Here is a 14,912-nt window from a genome sequence, read left to right as displayed (position 1 = left end):
CAGAGTAGGATTTTGTATAACAAATATCAAAAGAGATACAAACTGAAACCGATAATCGGCGTACATTATGCTTGCTTTGAGAACGCTGTTGTTCATTGTTGAGATATTGGAAGACTATGACTCATCATTCCCGCGATCGCATTTATTTCAAACGGCGACAGGTTTTACAGGGAGCGGCAGGTTTTAGTGCAGCTCTATTACTGTCCAAGCTGACGGGTTGTGCTACAACGACAGATACTGGCGCAACGACCGATACAGGTGACGGTGCAGCGGCTTCGTCTGGACCAATCAAGCTGGGTCTAGTGGCGGCAGTCACTGGCCCATCTGCTGTCTCTGGTGAATCGATTACGCGGGGATTAACTATTGCGCTAGAAGAAATCAACGCCAAGGGCGGCGTGATGGGTGGACGACCCTTAGAATTAGTGATTCGCGATGATGAGTCTACCCCTGCCAAAGGAGTCGCGGCGGCGCGGGAACTGATTGAGCAAGAAAAAGTGGCGCTGGTATTTGGTGGACTAGATTCTCCGGTTTCGCTGGCGATGCTGCCTGTGTTCCATGAGCTACAGGTACCCTACATGGGCGTATGGGCAGCGGCGACGAACATTACCCGCAATGAGTTCGACCCTAACTATGCCTTCCGCGTCTCGGCTAATGACAACATCGTGGACAGCTATCTGCTGCGCTACGCCAAGAATGAAATCGGTGCCCGCAAAGTCGGCTTAGTGCTGATCAACAATCCCTGGGGTGAGTCAAACCAGGCGGGTTTTGAAGAGTGGGCACCGAAATACGACATCGAAATTGTTGGCATTGAGAAGTTTAATGATGGCGATACCGATATTTCGCCGCAGTTGGGTCGGCTTCAGGATGCTGGGGCAGAAGCGCTGCTGATGGTGGCTAATGCGGCTCCTTCTGCCCAGGCAATGAAGTCGCTAGTCCGGCTCGGTTGGGATGTGCCAGTTGTTTCCCACTGGGGACCAACTGGCGGACGATTTCCAGAACTGGCGGGTCAAGAAGCGGCTGACCGGATTGTGTTTATGCAGACCTATAGCTTCTACGATGCAGACGATACGCTCTCAAAATCGGTCATGAGTAAGTTACAGGAAAAGTACAACGTGTCCGGGCCGCAGGATATTATCGCGCCTGTGGGAACCGCCAACTCCTATGACGCGATGAATTTGGTGGCGCTGGCCCTCGATACCGCTGGCAGCACCGACGGGCCGACGCTGCGAGAGGCATTTTACAATTTGCCGACCTATGAAGGCTTGATCAAAACCTACGAGCAGCCTTTTTCTCCGGATAACCACGATGCTCTAAATGAGGATGACTATATCTTGGTGCAGTGGAAAGGTAATCAACTGGTGCCCTTTAAGGGATAGGCGCAATGTGGTCTCAACTGATTTTGTCCGGTATTGCCGTCGGTAGCCTGTATGGGCTGGTGGCTTTGGGGTTTCAGATTACCTACGCTGTTTCCAACACGATGAACTTCTCGCAGGGCGCATCGGTGATGGTGGGGGCCGTGCTGTGCTACAGCCTCAACATCACATTGGGCGTTCCGGCTTGGTTGGCGGTGCCGATTACCCTAGTTGCCAGCTTTGGCCTAGGGTTACTGATTGAGCGGTTCGTCGTGCGCCCCTTTGCCGAAGGGGGATCGAGTAGCTGGCTGCTGACCACGATTGCCTTGGGTATCATCCTGGAAAACTTAGCCATGCTCACGTTTGGCAAGGAAACGCGGGGCTATCCTTCCGCCTGGGCCGAAACGCCAATTCAGCTCCTGGGATTCGGTGTCTTTCCGGTCGAACTGCTGATCCCAGTCGTGGGCTTAGCGGTTGCGATCGCACTTCGCCTCTTATTCAATCGCACCCTCTTGGGTAAAGCTCTCCAAGCCGTCAGTGAGAGCCACAGTACAGCGCGACTGATGGGCATTCCGGTGGAGCGGATGATTGCTTATACCTTTGGCATTTCTACGGCTCTGGCGGCTTTGGCTGGGATGCTAATTGCTCCGGTCAGCAACGTCTCGGCCACGATGGGCATACTATTGGGGCTGAAAGCATTTGCCACTGCTATTATCGGCGGTTTGGGTAATCCCTGGGGCGTGATGGTGGCGGGAATTATCTACGGACTTGTCGAGTCCGCGGCGGCGGGTTTGCTGGGCGGCAGCTACCGCGAAATTGTTGGTTTTGCGGTGGTCATTCTCATGCTGGCGCTGCGGCCCTACGGTCTGTTTGGCCAGGCTCAGGTGAAGAAGGTTTAAAAATTCAGAGTTCAAAACAACATCATGAACATTCGCGGCTGGATCGGAATCGGGTTATTGGCAGGTGCGATCGCAGCCACCCTGCTGGCCCCCAACACCTACTACCTCTACACCATCGGCATGATCGCCATCACCACAATGGTGGCGGTGGGACTGAATATCCTGGTGGGGCTATCCGGTCAGATCTCGATTGGTCACGCGGGCTTTTTTGCCATTGGCGCTTACGTTGCCAGCCTGCTAATGCTGGATGTTGAATGGTCATTTCCCCCAGCTGCGATCGCGGCCATTGTGGCAACCGCTGGCACAGGTGCAGCCCTAGCAGCTCCCGCTCTGCGCGTTACAGGGCCATACCTGGCGATGGTGACGATTGCCTTTGGCATCATTGTCGAACGGGTGTTAATCGAGTGGGTTGGACTGACGGGTGGCTTTGGTGGCCTGAGCAGCATTCCTAAGCCCGTGCTGTTCGGACTACAGCCTGCTCTGAAAGACGTGGTGCTGATCGCCGTCGTCATTGCCTTTGGCTCCCTCTGGTCGTTCGATCAGCTCAAATATCATCCCTGGGGCAAGGCGTTTCAAGCCGTGCGCGATGATGAAACAGCCGCTACCTCACTGGGCTTGAATCCTCTAGCTGTGCGAGTCGTGGCCTTTGCGGTATCTGCTGCCTTCACGGGTTTAGCCGGAGCCTTTTTTGCCTCCACGATTGGCTTTGTCAGTCCCGACAGCTTCACCCTGCACCGCTCAATCTTGTTTCTGCTGGTCGTCATTCTCGGCGGCATCGGCACCGCTGAAGGCGCACTCGTCGGCGCAATTGTGCTGGTGCTGCTGCCAGAACTGATTAAAGACTTTGCCGATTATCAGCTTTTGATCTTTGGCTCCCTGCTGCTGCTGACGCTGTGGGTTGCTCCCGAAGGGTTAACCAGTCCCCTCAAGCGCTGGTTTGACCGCCAAGCTCCGGTTTATCCCCTGGAAACGCCCCCCGATATGCCGACGCTAATCACCCGTCACCACACGGCAGCAGCGTTGGACGTGAAATCGGTCGGCATTCAGTTCGGTGGCGTCAAAGCGGTCACGGATGTCAGCCTTACTGCTCAACCTGGAACGGTAACGGCTGTGATTGGCCCCAATGGCGCAGGCAAAACGACTCTACTCAATCTGATCAGCGGCTTCTATCAAACCCAAACCGGACAGATTCAGCTCGGTCAAACCGATCTAACCCGTAAATCGGGACTTGCGATCGCACGTGCAGGGGTTGGTCGTACCTTTCAAGCTACGCGGCTGTTTGATTCTCTATCCGTGATTGATAATCTGCGAGTCGCGGCTAAAGGTGCCCATCCCCGGTCAATCTTTTCGGCATTGGTGGGTCGCGGTAAAGCGCCCAGACAGCCGGAAAAAGCGCTGCTGGAAGTTCTATCTTTTGTCGGCTTCAAAGGCGACGTACACCAAATCTCTGCTAACTTACCGTTTGTCGATCGGCGACTGGCGGAAATCGCCCGTGCGCTGGTACTGGGGCCACAGTTGCTGTTACTGGATGAACCTGCCGCTGGTTTGAGTAAAGACGACAAGCAAGCTCTGGCGAGCCTAATTCGCCGCATTGCCAGTAGCGGCATTCCCGTTATCCTGATCGAACACGATATGGATTTGGTGATGGATATTTCCGATCAGGTCGTCGTGTTAGACAGTGGCGATCGCATTTGTGTGGGGCCACCTAAACAGGTGCAGCAAGATCCAGACGTTCTAGCCGCCTACTTGGGCATCGATTCGCCTGATCTGACTCGTCCTGCCGTTGTGCAACAGCAACCTTTGCTGCACATCCACCAGTTAGTTTCTGGCTATGACAAGCTGCAGGTGCTGAAGGAAATTGACCTGACGGTGAATGCAGGTGAATTAGTCGCGGTGATTGGGGCCAATGGCGCGGGCAAAAGCACCTTGATGAAGTCGGTGACGCAGCTGATCCAGCCTTGGTCAGGAGAGATCACCTTTCAAGGCCAAGCGCTGACGGGAATTCCAGCCCATGACATCGGCAAGCAGGGCATTGTGTTGGTGCCGGAAGGTCGCCAGGTATTCAAGGAACTGACGGTGATTGATAACTTGCGACTGGGAGCATTCAATCGTCAGGATGATCAGATTGAGCTGGATATCGCGGCAGTACTCGATCGCTTTCCCCGTTTACAGGAACGGCGCAATCAAAAAGCGGGTTTACTTTCGGGTGGCGAACAGCAGATGCTCGCCATTGGTCGGGGTTTAATGGCTCGCCCTAAACTGCTGCTGCTGGATGAACCGTCTTTGGGTTTGGCTCCCAAACTGGTAACTGATCTCTATGCAACGCTGGCTCAGCTACGCGATGAAGGCATGACGATTCTGCTAGTCGATCAGATGGCAGGCTTGGCGCTGGCGGTTGCCGATCGGGCTTACTTACTCGAAACCGGGCAAGTGGTGCAGTCGGGAACCTAACCGGGTGACAAGCGAGTTCAGAACCAAGGTGGACAAAGCTTTGAGAGAATAACAGAGGCAAAGAAATAGGGAGCCTTGAGCAGACTCCCCCAACCAAATATGTTTCCTGCATTCTACCAAACCACCCTCCAAGCTCATCTGAGCGACCCGCAGTATTTGACCCTGCAGCTCTTGTTATGTTTGCTACAGGCCCATCGTCAGGTCAAACTGTCAGTTTTAGCCAGTGTCTTTCCTCAACCGATTCAATATGGCAGTCGAAAACGGAACTTACAGCGGTTTTTAGTCTTGCCTCAACTGAGGGTCAAACTGCTGTGGTTTCCGCTGGTGAAATACTGGATTCGGCAAGAGCAAACCGGACGGGGATTGAATCGATCCCAACGCCGCCGCCTCAAACAACTGAAGCATCAAAAGTATGGCTACTGGATTCTGGCGATTGACCGCACTCAGTGGAAAGGGCGAAATATCTTCATGGTCTCTCTGATCTGGGGCACCCATGCCCTGCCCCTGTATTGGGAGGTCTTAAAGCAAAGCGGCAACAGCGACCTTCGGACTCAAAAACGACTGCTAAAAGCCGTTTTCCCCCTGTTGAAATCCTACCCCGTCTTAGTGCTTGGAGACCGAGAGTTCCATAGTCCAAAACTAGCTAAATGGCTAGACTCCAGGGGCATCATGTTTGCCTTGCGGCAGAAGAAAGACCTTCATTTTCAAGTGAGTGTGCAACAGGAGTATACCGTGGTGAAAGACTTGGGCATTCAACCCGGCATGAGACAGTTCTATCGGGGCATCTTGGCCAACAAAGGCGATGGGTTGGGTCCCTTTAATTTGGCGATCTATTGGAAACGAAGCTATCGTAACAAAGGCCCGAAAGACCCCTGGTATATTCTCACCAATCTGCCTAATTTGAAGCAGGCCATTGAGATCTATCGCTGTCGCTGGGGCATTGAGCAGCTCTTCAAGGACTGTAAGACTGGGGGCTACAACTTAGAGGACACCAAGGTCAATGAACCCCGATTTTTAGCCTTGCTCTTACTCATTGCGATCGCGTACAGTTTGGCCACCCTACAGGGGCAATGGATGCGGCAACTCCGCATTGACCACTATGCTGGACGTATTCAAAAACACCAAGATAAAACCTTGCGACACAGTGAGTTCAGCTTGGCTCTCTATGGGCAACGGTGGACGTATGGGATGGAACTGTGGGCCAATCAAGCGTTTCAGTTGATGGCGCTCAAACCCCACAAACGCCTCTATTTTCAGCGGGGTCTCCGTGCCCTATCCTTGATGCAGCAAGCTATCTAGCTATGTTGTCACCCTTTCAGGTCGGGAACAGGAGCGGAGCTTCAGCAGGATGATCAGGTGATGAGGGCGTATTTAGGGGCGTAGAAGTGAGGTGTGAGGCGTGAGGGAGTGGGAGGGTAGGAGAGTGAGGGGGCAAGGGGGCTTTGGGGCTACAGTTGTTGAGAATGAGAATTAAGGTTGCGCGGAATGCTCGGGCTGTGTGGCGGATACGTGGGTGATGATGGATTCGACAATTTTGATCAGGCGGCGATGGGCTAGGTTTTGAATGATTTGCTGCTGCTGTTCGGGTGAGTTTAATCGCAGCGGCTCTAGGGTTTGGAGCGTAATTGTGCGGTACTGGCAGGCGAGGAGAATGGCTCGTTCGTCTGGTGTAATTGGCAAGCAGGCGCGGGGGCAGTCTAGCTTGAGGGTTGTTTTACCGAGCGGCGTAATGCTGAATCGCGTGACTTCAATGGTGTAGTTAACTAGACCTAGCTGCTGTAGGCGGCGACAAATGCGATCGCGCTTCGCAGCAGAGGTTTTAGGATTCGGTTGAATTTGGTCAATGGAAGCAGTTTGATTTGGGCATGCGAGCAGTTGCTGCATAAACTTACGCTCAACAGCAGATAGCGTTACGGGGGCAGCGGAACTAGCAGTTGAGGGTTTCATACATAGCCGTAGCCATTTTAGTTAAGACATTAATCGAACTCTAAAACCGTTAGAACGTTGCAACGTTCTAACGGTTTTAGAGTTTTCCGCGTTCTAACCAGCGTAGATATAGCAATAACTCAACACTCTAAAGGCGAACAAACATACTCTTTCTCCTATCAAACCATCATGATTGCCTCACATCAAGCGATATACGGGTGAAAGTTACAGAATTTTTCGATAGCGTGGAGTGTGACAGCTGAGTCCTCTGCTGGAAACGACGCAATATGATTTTTTTAGAGCTTTTAGCGATCGCAATTGGTGTGGCTGTAGCCGGAACCCTGATGGTCGTTGGTTTAGTAGAAGCTCCTTGGCCTGTGCTGTTGGTATTGCTGCTGGCTGGGTTGTATTCTCTACAGCGCTTATCGACCCAGAATGAGGCGCTTGTCAACATGATGGCAAAGCCGACAGTTGAAAAAACGGCACCTGAGCCTACGGAACATCAAGCTAAAAAGCTCGATTCTACAAAACTTAATCAGGTCGTAGCCAAGCAAGTTGATATGCGATCGCAGGATCAAATCGCAGCGGTTGCGAGTCAGGACACGGAAGCCGATCTCAAGTATCGCGGCGTTAGCTATCACCACGAGCAATCAGCGCTAGAGGCTTCTAGTCAAACAGCTAATCAACAAAATGGCGACTCTTCAACGCCCGTCAAAGGCAAATATCGTGGCCGAGACTGGCAGAGATTGACGGTCTTCGCAGATGAGTCTCAGATTCGCCCAACCGTTCGTTATCGCGGTCATCGGGTAGCCTCATTCAACCGATCTGATCCGTCAGATTCATCTTCAACAGAGTCTAAGTCATAGAATTTGGCTCGAATCTTTTATAGAACAAAGGAGTTGCGCAGCGCGCAACTCCTTTGTTCTAAGTTCTAAGTTCTAACGTTCGATCGGGTCTCAACCAAAACGGCAACGGCTGCCTACTAATCGCTAGGCGGGCACAAATAAAGCGTCTTCTAGACGAGACAGGGCTTTATTTAGATCATCATTCAGGATTTGCACATCAAATTCATCTGCGGCTTCGATTTCAGCTTGGGCTGTGGCTAAGCGACGTGCGATCGCAGGTTCAGAATCCTGGCCTCGACTGCGAATGCGCTGCTCCAATTCCGCCATCGACGGTGGACAGATAAAGATTCGGTAGGCTTCTGGAAACGTAACGGCAATTTGACGCGCACCCTGTAGTTCAATTTCGAGTACGACCCACTTGCCTTCCTCAACTTTTTCTAGGACGGGGCGCTTGGGTGTGCCGTAGCAGTTACCCGCAAATTCGGCCCATTCCAGCAGTTCATCGTTCTGAACCATTTGCTGAAACTGCTCGCGGCTGACGAAATAGTAGTGTTGACCATGCACCTCGCCGGGACGAGGAGCGCGAGTGGTTGCTGAGGTGGAAAGATAAAGATCGGGATGGCGTTGCAATAGCGATCGCAGCAGCGTTCCTTTGCCAACGCCACTGGGTCCGGTAAGTACGATCAGTCTGCCCTTGCTCATGATGCTCCGCTATTCAGGTTTGCCAGTTCAGATTTGTGGTGAGAAGACGAATAAGCCGACAGATAGAATCCATTGGTGCGATCGCACCGTTGATTTGCTTCAGTCTGTCGGCAAAATGTATACAAGTTAACTTATTTTAATCTTTTTCTTCCCGTTTGCTAAGATTTGGCCCCCGAATGACTCCAAATTGAGCCAATGGGGTGCTGACGAAATATTGACTTTATTGTATTCAGTTTTATTCTGATGGAGCGTCTTTACTGATGACAAAGCGATGGGCAACGGTTTCAGGCTGAATCGCGGAGAGAACAACATGGCCAGAGTCCGTAATAATCACCGCACGGGTACGTCGTCCATAGGTCGCATCAATCAGTTGGCCACGCTCTCGTGCATCTGAAATGATTCGCTTGATGGGGGCCGACTCTGGACTCACAATGGCAATTACTCGATTGGCAGATACGATGTTGCCAAATCCAATATTAATGAGTTTGATATCCATATATTTATAGGCGTCCTGTAGTCGCCGAGTCGATTAACAGCTAAGTCGCTATTTTGATTTTGAAAAAGTTTTTGGGTATGCCCCGAAGACAGGATGTTCCCTCTACTGTAATCAATGTAAAAAAATCGATGGCGAAGAAACCAGCCAATAGTCGGAAGTTTCTGTGAAATTTGTAAATTTATGGCGTTTTAACCCCAAAAGTGGCCGAGAGAACATTCTGTGCCGTTAGAAATACCTGATCTGCCGAATCTGCGATCGCAGATCAAGTATTCGTCGCTAAGCTGAGATTTAGTGATCTGTGCAAACTGAAACTGTATGCCGCCTGACGATTCCGCCGCCGAATTTCCGATTCAAGCGACTCCTGGCCGTGACTTACAAAAACGCGATCGCAATGAGCCAGGACTAGCCCCACTACTGCTGACGGTTGTGGAACTTGTACGGCAGTTAATGGAAGCTCAAGTGATTCGCCGCATGGAGGCCGAGCAGCTCAGTGAAGCCGATATCGAACGCGCGGCTGAGAGTTTACGCAAGTTGGAAGAGCAGGTGGTTCAGCTCTGTGAGATTTTTGACATTGATCCAGCCGATCTCAATATCGATCTGGGCGAATTTGGGACGCTGCTGCCGCGACAGGGCGCGTACTATCCTGGTGAAAAGTCAGACAGCCCCACCATTCTAGAACTGCTGGATCGGCTATTGCATACAGGTGTTGTTGTGCAGGGAGATTTAGATCTGGGCTTGGCTAACATCAATTTGGTGCACGCTAAGCTGCGCCTGATTCTTACATCTCAGCCCATCGAACCGCCTACGACATCCTTTCCGCGTCCGCCCTTACTTGAAAGCAACGATTAAAAATGATCTTGCGGTCGGTATGGTACATACCGACCGCAAGATCATTTCAAGTTGTCAGTTCGTCCGCCTAAGCGTCCTTTTGGGCACTCGTTGACTTGCTGGTAGAAGACTTCTTCGTGGTGCCCTTGGTTGAGCTGTTGGTCGAACTCTTCTTAGCCGTTGAGCTTTTCTTGGTCGTCGAGCTTTTCTTAGTGGATGTACCCTTTTTCGCCGTTGACTTCGAGCCACTGGACTTGCGGCTAGAGGTGGACTTGGAGCGGCCTGATTTTTTGGTTGCCGCCTTCGCAGCTAGCCATTCCAGCGCCTCCTCCATCGTCACCTGCTCCACTTCCTTCCCTTCCGGAATGGAGGCATTGACCTTGCCGTGTTTGACATAGGCACCATAGGGACCGTTGTAAATATTGACGGGTTCCTTATCTTCGGGATGCTCCCCCAGCTCTCGCAAGGGGGTAGCTGACTTTCCGCGTCCCCGCCCTCGCTTGGGCTGAGCCAGCAGTTCCAACGCCCGATCCAAACCAACCGTCAGGACATCGTCTTCCTTCTTCAGTGAGCGGTAGTCTTTGCCTTCTTTACCCTGGTCGTGTACTACATAGGGGCCAAAGCGACCCAGCCCAGCCTGGATTTTAGCGCCCGTTTCCGGGTGGAAACCGAGTAGACGGGGCAAAGACAGAAGACCAACGGCCATTTCCAGGGTGACATCGTCTATGCCGGTGCCCTTGGGCAACGAGGCACGCTTGGGCTTGGGCTGTTCGTCAGTCACGTCTCCAAGCTGCACATAGGGGCCATAAGCACCAATTAATACGTAGATAGGCTCACCCGTTTCGGGATGGAAGCCGAGTTTGTCTGGGCCTTCGGTCTTTTGCCGCAGAATCGTCTCGACCTGTTCCGGATCGAGATCGGCTGGCGTGACATCTTTAGGTACCGAAGCTTTGACCGTTTCGCCCTCATTGTCAGCTTCAACGTAAGGGCCATAGCGACCAATCCGAACTTTGGCTTCTAAGTCGGCTAGCTCCACCGTGCGGGCTTCATTCGGATCAATTTGATCTTCCCGCAGCTTGACCAGGTTCTCTAGTCCTTCATCCCCCAAATAAAACTGGTTGAGGTAGGGTAGCCAATCGGCTTCGCCCGTGGAAATTTCATCTAGTGTCTGTTCCATCCGAGCCGTAAAGCTAGGATCGACCAAATCAGGAAAATTCTTCTCCAACAAAGAGGTTACGGCAAACGCTGTGAACGTTGGTGCCAAACTGTTGTTGGCCAATTGAGCATAGCCGCGATCGATGATCGTGCCGATGATGCTGGCGTAGGTACTGGGACGACCAATGCCTTCACTCTCCAGCATTTTGACCAGAGACGCTTCCGTATAGCGGGCAGGTGGCTGAGTTTCGTGGCCAACAGGTTCCAGTTCAGTACAGGAGGGATGGTCGCCTACTTTCAGAACTGGCAAAACCACTTCCTGATTTTCAATTGCCGCATCGGGATCATCCGAACCTTCCACATAGGCGCGGAAGAAGCCAGGAAAGTCGATCCGCTTGCCGGACGCGCGGAAGCCTGCATTGTCCACTTCCAGATGAACCGTGATGTGGGTTTGACGCGCTTCGGCCATTTGGGTGGCGACTGTCCGCTTCCAGATTAGGTCATAGAGCGACAGCTCACGACCGGATAAGCCTGTTTCTTGCGGACTACGGAAGGTGCTACCCGCCGGACGAATCGCTTCGTGCGCTTCCTGAGCACCCTTGCTCTTGGTAGCGTACTGACGAGATTTGGGGCTGAGGTATTCCTTACCGTATTTGCGCTCAACACATTCGCGAGCGGCTGCGATCGCTTGTTGGGACAAATGCACCGAGTCGGTACGCATGTAGGTGATATAGCCTTGCTCGTAAAGGTTTTGCGCTGTCCGCATGGTTTCTCGGGCGGAAAGGCGCAGCTTGCGGTTCGCTTCCTGTTGCAGGGTTGAGGTGGTAAATGGCGGTGAGGGCTTACGGGTCGAGGAGCGCTCTTCTAGATTAGCGACGCTCCACACGCCGCTTTCCAGCCGTGCCTGTAGGGCGCGAGCCTGTTCTTCGTTGAGTAGAACAACGTTGCGACCTTCGGGAATTTTACCTGTGGCTTCGTCGAAGTCGCTGCCGTTGGCTAGTCTGACCCCATCCAGGGTCGTCAGCTTCGCTTCAAACGGAGCTTCATCTTTGAGCAGAGAGGCTTTCAAGTCCCAGTAGGAACCTTTGCGGAAGGCGCGGCGCTCCCGTTCTCGGTTGACCAGTAGGCGAACCGCTACCGACTGAACGCGACCAGCCGATAGTCCCCAAGCAATTTTCTTCCACAGCAGCGGCGACAGCGTGTAGCCCACCAGTCGGTCAAGAATCCGACGGGTTTCCTGCGCTCTGACCAACTGCTCGTCCACATCCCGGCAATTTGCGATCGCATCTTGGATCGCTTCCTGGGTGATTTCGTGGAACACCATGCGCTTGATCGGCACCTTGGGCTTCAGCAACTGGAGCAAGTGCCAGCTAATGCTTTCGCCTTCTCGGTCTTCGTCAGTCGCCAGCAGTAGTTCATCCGCCTCTTTCAGCGCTTCTTTCAGCGCCTTGACCACTTTCTTTTTATCTTTGGGTACGACATAAATTGGCTCAAAATCAGCCTGGGGATTAACCCCAAGCTGTGCCCACTCTTCCTTTTTCACAGCCGCTGGAATTTCGCTGGCTGACTGAGGCAAATCTCGGACATGCCCCATTGATGCCTCGACACGGTAGTTCGAGGGCAAATAGTTGCGGATGGTACGAGCTTTAGTTGGCGATTCGACAATGACGAGCTTTGACATGGAATGGTGACGTTTTAAGGCAACGGCATTCAGCGGGATTGAGGATTCAAGAATCTAGCAGCAGATTCAGCGAGATGACAAACTGTGACTCTATTCGACTGAGAATTGAATCAAGCTATGTCTGATCCAGCATGAGCTGTTCGTTACTCGGTTGAATGACCCCTGGGTGTCATTCATCTGCAAGCTGCGAGCAAACCAACCAGCATCTATCGCTGTTGAGCATGCGGCAGAATGCAGCGTATCTCAGAGAATCCTCAGAATTAATAACTCAGAATTAATAACATTGATAGCAGATCGGTAGCAGACCTGACTCAATGCCAGGGTAGAGCAATCTGAACAGGAGTAAACCAATTAACCATCTCTATTAGCTGTAATACAGCGTTTAATCTCTGTGGGTCTAATTCCCCGTGGCTTGCCACGTTAGTGGTAGCGCGGGAGTGCGTCCCGAAGGGCAAATTCCGTAATGCCCCGTCCGCTTGCGGCGGGGATAGGAATTTGAGCGCCCCGCGAGATTTACTGGCCGATTGACAACTTTAAGAGTTCAGCAGAGTTCAGCCTTGCTTAACGCAGTGGTAATTAATCCTTTTATAGCGGATTCCTTCCAGATGCAAGGTCAGGAAATCCGGCACTGCACCTTAAAGTTCCCTAAAGAATTGGGAAAAAGTCAGTGCTGTGCAACGATTCTCATCGTTTGGCCGCGATAAATAAACGCGATAAATAAAAATGATGAAGCCAGTCAGAATCCCTAGTGGGATGACATTCCTCTATAGTCTGGGCAAGGATTACAAATCGCGTTAATATTGCCCAGTAGGATGCCAATGTGAAAGATTATTACAGGCAGCCGATTTGGCAGCGTTAGCTCGTTGGAACGAATATGGAATTTGTAAATATTTCCTCGGCAACTCTCAATGCGGGCAGGATTCTGCCTGAGGGAATTGTAATTATTACACTCTTGATTGTGGTCGTAGGCGATTTAATTGTGGGGCGATCCTCGTCTCGCTGGACACCTTATGTTGCGATCGCAGGTCTCTTGGGTGCCGTGGGTGCCCTTTATTTTCAGTGGGACGTTAGCAATCCCCTTTCGTTTTTGGGCGAATTCAATGGCGATGCGCTTAGCGTCGCCTTTCGCGGCATCATCGCGCTTTCCGCAGCGGTGACAATTCTGATGTCGATTCGCTATGTCGAGCAGTCGGGGACTTCGCTAGCCGAGTTTCTCTCGATTTTGCTAACCGCAACGCTCGGGGGCATGTTCCTGTCCGGCTCAGATGAGCTAGTGATGGTGTTCGTCTCTCTCGAAACGCTCAGTATTTCCTCCTACTTACTCACGGGATATGCCAAGCGTGATCCCCGTTCCAATGAAGCCGCGCTCAAGTACTTGCTGATCGGTGCGGCCAGTTCGGCCATCTTTCTCTACGGTGCTTCCCTCCTCTATGGCCTATCCGGTGGGGAAACCCGGCTAACTGAGATTGCAGCCAGCATTTTGGCAGAACCGGGAGATGTCCCCATCGCCCTGGTGATTGCCCTGGTTTTTGTCATTGCCGGGATCGCGTTCAAAATCGCAGCAGTGCCTTTTCACCAGTGGACCCCCGACGTATACGAAGGTTCTCCTACACCCGTAGTCGCGTTTCTATCTGTGGGTTCAAAGGCAGCAGGTTTTGCGCTAGCGATTCGTCTCCTGGTCACGGTTTTCCCGCTCGTATCCGATCAGTGGCACTTTGTCTTCACGGCACTGGCCATTCTCAGTATGGTGCTGGGCAACGTGGTGGCACTAGCGCAAAACAGCATGAAGCGGATGCTGGCCTACTCCTCGATTGGGCAGGCAGGCTTTGTGATGATTGGTCTGATCATCGGTACGGAAGCGGGCTACGCCAGTATGGTGTTCTACCTGCTAATCTACCTGTTTTCCAACCTGGGCGGATTTGCCTGCGTGATTCTGTTCTCGTTACGCACCAATACCGACCAAATTGATGCCTACAGCGGCCTCTACCAGAAAGATCCGCTACTCACCCTGTGCTTAAGCATTTGCTTGCTGTCACTGGGCGGTATTCCACCGCTAGCAGGCTTCTTCGGTAAGCTCTACATTTTCTGGGCTGGCTGGCAAGCAGGCGCTTATGGCCTGGTTTTAATCGGCTTGATTACCAGCGTTATCTCGATTTACTACTACATCCGCGTCGTCAAGATGATGGTGGTGAAAGAGCCGCAGGAAATGTCAGAAGTGGTGAAGAATTATCCCGAAGCCCAATGGTCACTACCTGGAATGCGTCCGCTGCAAGTGAGTCTGGTACTGACGCTGATTGCGACTTCAATAGCCGGAATTCTGTCGAATCCACTGTTTACCTTTGCCAATGACTCTGTGGTCAAATCGTCTCTGTTTCAAGCAACCTTGACACCTCCATCCGTTGAGGAGCCTGTAGCGGCTGATGCTGACACGATGAAGGCTACAACCACCGATATTTCGATGGAGCTTTAGGCGGAATGGATTGGTTGATAGTTAGTCGTGCGGATGAAGGATGCAGTTCGCTTTTGATCCTGTAGCCCAGCACGGCAATGACTCAGCCTTTGGATATCCAATAGTTT

11 protein-coding genes are annotated in these 14,912 nt (G+C 52.2%); 7 read left to right on the top strand and 4 right to left on the bottom strand.

Annotated features, from left to right (window positions below; translation table 11 throughout):
* Positions 1 to 116 precede the first annotated feature (116 nt).
* The 4 genes from AC286M_RS20735 (at position 117) to AC286M_RS20720 (ending at position 6,001) form a co-directional block, all read left to right on the top strand.
* Entirely contained in the window at positions 117 to 1,376 is a 1,260-nt protein-coding gene (locus tag AC286M_RS20735) for an ABC transporter substrate-binding protein (protein ID WP_488206203.1), read from the top strand.
* Positions 1,377 to 1,381: 5 nt separating this feature from the next.
* Complete coding sequence (locus AC286M_RS20730) at positions 1,382 to 2,251, top strand: branched-chain amino acid ABC transporter permease (protein WP_488206202.1); 870 nt, start codon at positions 1,382 to 1,384, stop codon at positions 2,249 to 2,251.
* Positions 2,252 to 2,275: 24 nt separating this feature from the next.
* Positions 2,276 to 4,702 (top strand): branched-chain amino acid ABC transporter ATP-binding protein/permease, encoded by a 2,427-nt coding sequence (locus AC286M_RS20725; RefSeq protein WP_488206201.1) that lies wholly within the window; start codon positions 2,276 to 2,278, stop codon positions 4,700 to 4,702.
* A gap of 99 nt (positions 4,703 to 4,801) precedes the next feature.
* Positions 4,802 to 6,001, top strand: a complete 1,200-nt coding sequence (locus AC286M_RS20720) for an IS4 family transposase (protein WP_488203413.1) — start codon at positions 4,802 to 4,804, stop codon at positions 5,999 to 6,001.
* A gap of 171 nt (positions 6,002 to 6,172) precedes the next feature.
* On the opposite strand, the gene AC286M_RS20715 is transcribed toward AC286M_RS20720, so the two are convergent.
* A complete protein-coding gene (locus AC286M_RS20715) occupies positions 6,173 to 6,649 on the bottom strand; it encodes a hypothetical protein (RefSeq protein WP_488206200.1) in 477 nt (158 codons plus the stop codon).
* 266 nt (positions 6,650 to 6,915) lie between these two features.
* Between AC286M_RS20715 and AC286M_RS20710 the strand changes: the two genes are divergently transcribed.
* Positions 6,916 to 7,494, top strand: coding sequence for a DUF4278 domain-containing protein (locus tag AC286M_RS20710; protein ID WP_488206199.1), 579 nt, complete (start codon positions 6,916 to 6,918; stop codon positions 7,492 to 7,494).
* Positions 7,495 to 7,617: 123 nt separating this feature from the next.
* Here the strand turns inward: AC286M_RS20710 and gmk are convergent, their stop codons facing one another.
* Together gmk and remA are read right to left on the bottom strand one after the other, a co-directional pair.
* Positions 7,618 to 8,175 carry a guanylate kinase gene (gmk, locus tag AC286M_RS20705; RefSeq protein ID WP_488206198.1) on the bottom strand — a complete coding sequence of 186 codons (558 nt, stop codon included), beginning with the start codon at positions 8,173 to 8,175 and terminating at the stop codon, positions 7,618 to 7,620.
* Positions 8,176 to 8,410: 235 nt separating this feature from the next.
* Complete coding sequence (gene remA, locus AC286M_RS20700) at positions 8,411 to 8,671, bottom strand: extracellular matrix/biofilm regulator RemA (protein ID WP_488206197.1); 261 nt, start codon at positions 8,669 to 8,671, stop codon at positions 8,411 to 8,413.
* Between the two features lie 315 nt (positions 8,672 to 8,986).
* On the opposite strand from remA, the gene AC286M_RS20695 reads away from it, so the two are divergent.
* Positions 8,987 to 9,520, top strand: a complete 534-nt coding sequence (locus tag AC286M_RS20695) for a gas vesicle protein K (protein WP_488206196.1) — start codon at positions 8,987 to 8,989, stop codon at positions 9,518 to 9,520.
* A 67-nt stretch (positions 9,521 to 9,587) separates the two neighbouring features.
* On the opposite strand, the gene topA is transcribed toward AC286M_RS20695, so the two are convergent.
* On the bottom strand, positions 9,588 to 12,335 hold the full coding sequence (gene topA, locus AC286M_RS20690) for a type I DNA topoisomerase (RefSeq protein ID WP_488206195.1): 2,748 nt from the start codon (positions 12,333 to 12,335) through the stop codon (positions 9,588 to 9,590).
* Positions 12,336 to 13,209: 874 nt separating this feature from the next.
* On the opposite strand from topA, the gene AC286M_RS20685 reads away from it, so the two are divergent.
* Entirely contained in the window at positions 13,210 to 14,805 is a 1,596-nt protein-coding gene (locus AC286M_RS20685) for an NAD(P)H-quinone oxidoreductase subunit N (RefSeq protein WP_488206194.1), read from the top strand.
* The last annotated feature ends 107 nt before the right edge of the window (positions 14,806 to 14,912 follow it).

Source organism: Thainema salinarum CENA647 (assembly GCF_057732415.1).
The sequence above is the reverse complement of the archived record's forward strand: the minus strand, read 5'-3'. Positions and strand labels throughout refer to the sequence as shown.